This is a genomic window from Streptomyces bambusae (assembly GCF_019400985.1).
Taxonomy (GTDB): Bacteria; Actinomycetota; Actinomycetes; order Streptomycetales; family Streptomycetaceae; genus Streptomyces; species Streptomyces bambusae_A.
Genome location: NZ_WTFF01000424.1, coordinates 1 through 5,256 on the forward strand (window position 1 = coordinate 1; position 5,256 = coordinate 5,256).

Here is a 5,256-nt window from a genome sequence, read left to right on the forward strand (position 1 = left end):
GCCCCGGCCCCTGGCCCCACCGGTCCCGCCTCCGCCCCCGATGCCCCCGCCGCCGACCCGGCGGCCCGGCCGGCCCCGCTCCAGGACATCGCCGCCGCGATCGGCTGCACGCCCAGCGTCAGCGTCGAGGCGGAGGAGGTGCGCCAGGGCGGCTGCGAGACGCCGGGCGGCACCTTCCGCATCATGACCTTCGCCGCGGAGCGCGGCCGGCAGGACTGGCTGGCCGAGGCGCGGGCGTACGGCGGTACCTACCTCGTCGGCGACCGCTGGATCGTCACCGCCCGCCCCGAGACCGCCCTGGCCCCCCTGCGCGACCGGCTCGGCGGTTCGCTGGAATCCGGCGAGGCCCACGACGCCGGCCACGCCACGCAGAGCCCCCACCCGAGTCACGCCCCCGCCCCCGGCCCCGACCCGAGCCACACCCCCGGCCCCGACCCGGGCCAGGCCACCGGCCATGCACCCGGTCACGGGTGATCCAGAACTCCGGCAAATCTTCACACCGTGTGAGCAACTTCCGTCCGATCCGGTCCAACCCCGTCCGATCCCCGCGTCCCCCGCCGCCACCCCCGCCCGCCCGGGCAGTCATTTGTCCACCTCTGTCCATGTTTGTTCCCGGCCCCGCACGGACCCCCCGTATCTGTTACTCGATCTCATGAAGAAACTGCACCGATCCGGTGGATGATTCCGGGCCGGCGCCGCCGAATTGTTTCTCCGTGCACCGGTACGACGTCAACGCGATTGGCTGGCTCACCCGTTCGCGTGCTTACATCTGCGCACCGGAGCGCGAGCGTCCATTTCTTGGCCCGCTCCGCTCCTTTGAGAATCCATCAGTTGAATGAAGGGTGCGCACATCATGCGTAACGACATCGAGACCCGTGAGATCGCCGACGCCGAGCTGGACGCCGTCTCCGGCGGCCTCGGCATCTCCGGCGGCCTCGCCGGCGCCGTGCTCGGCGACGTCTCCACCGTGCTCGACACCGTGACCTCGCTGGACACCGTCCAGGCCGCGCAGGGCCTGCCGGGCCAGGTCACCGGCATCGTCGGCGTCAACGTCGGTGTCGCCGGCATCTGAGTACGACACTGACGGCCACGGCCCCGGAGGGGGCCGCCTCGGCGGAGGCGGTCCCCGATCCGAACCTCTCCGGGTCCGTGGCCGCCTGTGTGAACACACGCGGTCGAAGGAATAGTCAGTGCAGTTCCGCTCCAAGGCGCTTGCCAAGCTGCAATCCCCGGAAGAACTCGATCTGCCCGTACGCTTCGCGCGACCGCAGGGCAGGCTCGTCCTGGCGGTCACCGTCACCGTCGTCGCACTCGCGTGCACCTGGGCCTTCACCGGATCGGTCTCCGCCAAGCTGGGCGCCCCCGGCGTCCTCACCCGGGCCGAGGGAAGCTACGTACTGCAGTCGCCGTACGCCGGCCAGGTCACCGGAGTCCTCGCCGAACAGGGGCAGTTGCTGTCCGCCGGCGCGCCCGTCGCCCGGGTCGGCACGGACCGCGGTGAGCAGCTCGTCCGCATGGTCTCCAGCGGCCGGGTGACGGCACTGACCGCCCGGACCGGCTCGGTCGTGACGGCCGGCGCCGACGTGGCGACCGTGGAACGGGTGAAGAGCGCCGACGACCCCCTGATCGCCGTGCTCTACGTGCCCGGCGGCAGCGCCGGCACCGTCCCCGTGGGCGCCCGCGTCGACATCAGCGTCCCCTCCGCCCCGCAGCAGCGGTTCGGCGTCCTGCGCGGCCGCGTCACCGCCGTCGGCCGCGCGCCCCAGACCGAGGTGCAGATCCGCTCCTTCCTCGCGGACCCCCGCCTCGCCGCGCAGTTCACCCGGCAGGGCAACCCCGTCGCGGTCGTCGTACGCCTGGAGCGCTCCTCGGCGACCCCGTCCGGCTACCGCTGGTCCTCCGCGGACGGCCCCCCGTACCCCCTCGACACCGCGACCCCCGTCACCGCCGCCGTCCACCTCCCCGCCCAGCGGCCCGTCGACTGGCTGCTGCCGTGACCGCGGCGCACGGCACGCCCCGCCGTTCCCGCGGCCCCCGCATCCCCCGCCGCCACCGGGCCGTACGCACCCCCACCGTGCTCCAGATGGAGGCGGTCGAGTGCGGCGCCGCCGCCCTCGCCATGGTGCTCGGGTACTACGGCCGCTTCGTGCCCCTGGAGGAGCTGCGCATCGCCTGCGGCGTCTCCCGCGACGGCTCCCGCGCCAGCAACATCCTGAAGGCCGCCCGCCGTTACGGCCTGACGGCCAAGGGCATGCAGATGGACCTGGCCGCGCTCGACGGCGTGCGCCCGCCGGCCGTCCTCTTCTGGGAGTTCAACCACTACGTCGTGTTCGACGGCACGGGCCGCCGCCTCGGCCGCCGGGGCGTGTACGTCAACGACCCGGCCAAGGGCCGCCGGTTCGTCCCGCTGGAGGAGTTCGACAGCAGCTTCACCGGTGTCGTCCTCACCTTCGAACCCGGCCCCGGCTTCCGCCGTACCGGCCGCCGGCCCGGCGTCATGAGGGGCCTGCCCGCCCGCCTGCGCGGCACCTCGGGCACCCTGCTCGCGGCCGTGCTCTCCAGCCTGCTGCTGGTCGTCGTCGGCGCGGCCGTGCCCGCGCTGAGCCGTACGTACATCGACATGTTCCTGATCGGCGAGCAGACCTCCCTGCTCGGCGTGCTCTTCGCCTCGATGGCGGTCGCCCTGGTGCTCACGGCGACCCTCACCGCGCTCCAGCAGGCCAATCTGCTGCGCGGGCGCATCATCTCCTCCACCCTGGGCAGCGCCCGCTTCCTGCGTCACCTGCTCCGGCTCCCCGTCAGCTTCTACTCCCAGCGCAACCCGGCCGACCTGGTCCAGCGCCTGGAGTCCAACGACGCCGTCGCCGAGACCCTCGCCCGCGACCTCGCCGCCGCCGGCGTGGACGCGGTGGTCGTGATCCTCTACGCGGTGCTGCTGTGGACCTACGACCCGCAGCTGACGGTCGTCGGCATCGGCGTCGCCCTCCTCAACATCGTGGCCCTGCGCATCGTGATCCGGGTGCGCGCCACCGGCACCCAGAAGCTGCGCGCCGAGACCGCCCGCCTCACCAACACCTCCTACAGCGGGCTCCAGTTGATCGAGACGATGAAGGCGACCGGCGGCGAGGACGGCTTCTTCCGCCGCTGGACCGGCCAGCACGCCGTCACGCTCGACGTGCAGCAGCGGCTCGGCGTGCCCAGTGCCTGGCTCGCGGTCGTCGCGCCCACCCTGGCCGCACTCAACAGCGCGCTGATCCTCATGATCGGCGGCCTGCGGGCCGTGGAAGGGCACCTCTCCGTCGGCCTGCTCGTCGCCTTCCAGGCCCTCGTGACCAGCTTCACCGCGCCCATCACCCGGCTGAACGGCGTCGCCGGCCGGGTCCAGGACTTCGCCGCCGACGTGGCGCGCCTGGCGGACGTCGAGAACTTCCCCGTCGACCCGCTCCACGCGCGGCGCGAACCCCCGGCCGGCAGCCGCCGGCTCAAGGGCCACGTCGAGCTGGACGGCATCACCTTCGGCTACAACCCGCTCGACGCCCCGCTGTTGAAGGACTTCTCGCTCGCCATCGGCCCCGGGCAGCAGGTCGCGCTCGTCGGAGGCTCCGGCAGCGGCAAGTCCACGGTCTCCCGGCTGATCTCCGGCCTCTACACCCCGTGGGAGGGCACCGTCCGCATCGACGGCATGCGGCTGGCGGACATCCCGCGCGGAGTCCTGGCCGCCTCCGTGTCCTTCGTCGACCAGGACGTCTTCCTCTTCGAGGGCACCGTCCGCGACAACGTCACCCTGTGGAACCCGGCCGTCCCCGACGAGGCCGTCGTCGCCGCGCTGCGCGACGCCGCCGTCCACGACGTGGTCGCGCGCCGCCCCGGCGGCATCCACAGCCGGGTCGAGCAGGACGGCCGCAACTTCTCCGGCGGCCAGCGCCAGCGCCTGGAGATCGCGCGGGCGCTGGTCCGCCGTCCGAGCGTCCTGGTGCTGGACGAGGTGACCAGCGCCCTGGACGCGGTGACCGAGCGGGAGGTCATGGACAACCTGCGGCGGCGCGGCTGCGCCTGTGTGGTCATCGCCCACCGGCTGAGCACGGTCCGCGACAGCGACGAAATCGTGGTCCTCGACCGGGGGACGGTCGTGGAGCGCGGCCGGCACGAGCAGCTGCTCGCGGCGCGGGGCGCGTACGCCGCTCTGGTCGGGGAGGCGTAGATGACGCAGGCGTATCCGCACACCGGCGCGGACCCGTATCCCCCCGACCGTCCCTCCCCGCAGCCGTATCCGTACGCGCACCAGTATCCGTACCCGGACCCGTACCGGCACGCCGCCGCGCCCACCGCCGGCGCCGCCGCGCCCGGCCCGGCCCCCGACCCGGTCGTGGCGGCCCTGGGCGCGCTGGGCTCGGCCGTCGACGGCACGGGCCTGCGCAGCCTGGCCCTGGAGGGGCCGCACGTGCTCTGGCTCGTCGTGGAGGGCGAGCTCGACCTCTTCGCCGTGGACGCCGCGCAGGCGGGCCACTGGCACTTCCTGGGCCGCCTGGCCACGGGCGCCCTGCTGCTCGGCCCTGCCGAGGGCCCGGCCCACACCCTCCTGGGCCGGCCCGTCCAGGGCTGCCGGCTGCGCCGCATCGAACTGCGCGAGCTGTCCCGGGACCCCGCGTACGCGCCGGGCACCGGCTGGGCGCCGTACGAGTCCGCGCGCGATCCGTACGGCGCGCACGATCCGTACGGAACACACGACGCGTTCGGCACACACGATCCGTACGGCCCGTACGGTCCGTACGAGACCTACGGCGCGGGCGCCCCCGCCCCGCTCAGCCCCCTGGAGCAGGCCTTCGCCCTCGGCGTCGGCCGTGGCCTGCGCGTGCTCTACGAGGCCCCGCTGGAGGGCGGTGCCCCCACGGGCGCGGGCCCCGGCGGGGCCGACGACGAGGTCCTGTGGATGCAGATCCCCCCGGGCAGCGTGCAGTACGGCGCCCTCTACGAGGCAGCCGGGACGGCGTCCGCCACCCTCCTCCTCGACACGGCGATCTGGCAGGGCATGGTCGACCAGCAGTACCGGCTGCTGTACGCCCTGGACCGCTGGATCGAGCAGGCCGAGCGCGCCCACGAGGACCGCACGGCGGCCGGTATCGAGGCCGGCGAGGCGGCCCGTACCCAGGCCGACCGGGCCCTGCTGGCCTCCATCGGCCCCGGCGCCGGCAGCCCCACGGGCCGTGCCGCGGACCGATCCGCCGACCGCTCCGCCGGCCGCCGACGCCGCGGCAC

The 5,256-nt window shown here is 74.1% G+C and carries 3 protein-coding genes and 2 pseudogenes; all 5 read left to right on the forward strand.

Features of this window, described 5'->3' with window-relative positions; all coding sequences use genetic code 11:
* Positions 1-474: pseudogene (locus GPJ59_RS33160) on the forward strand (hypothetical protein); the annotation flags it as partial.
* Between the two features lie 379 nt (positions 475-853).
* On the forward strand, positions 854-1,072 hold the full coding sequence (locus GPJ59_RS33165) for a hypothetical protein (protein WP_219671625.1): 219 nt from the start codon (positions 854-856) through the stop codon (positions 1,070-1,072).
* A gap of 118 nt (positions 1,073-1,190) precedes the next feature.
* Entirely contained in the window at positions 1,191-1,997 is an 807-nt protein-coding gene (locus GPJ59_RS33170) for an HlyD family efflux transporter periplasmic adaptor subunit (RefSeq protein ID WP_219671626.1), read from the forward strand.
* Positions 1,998-2,083: 86 nt separating this feature from the next.
* Entirely contained in the window at positions 2,084-4,201 is a 2,118-nt protein-coding gene (locus GPJ59_RS33175) for an NHLP family bacteriocin export ABC transporter peptidase/permease/ATPase subunit (protein ID WP_258025288.1), read from the forward strand.
* Positions 4,202-5,256 (forward strand): annotated as a pseudogene (locus GPJ59_RS33180) (hypothetical protein); the annotation flags it as partial.

What these genes read in the sequence shown, in the direction of transcription:
- GPJ59_RS33165 (WP_219671625.1), top strand. Translation starts at nt 854, where the DNA reads ATGCGTAACGACATCGAGACCCGTGAGATCGCCGACGCCGAGCTGGAC.
- GPJ59_RS33175 (WP_258025288.1), top strand. Translation starts at nt 2,084, where the DNA reads ATGGAGGCGGTCGAGTGCGGCGCCGCCGCCCTCGCCATGGTGCTCGGG.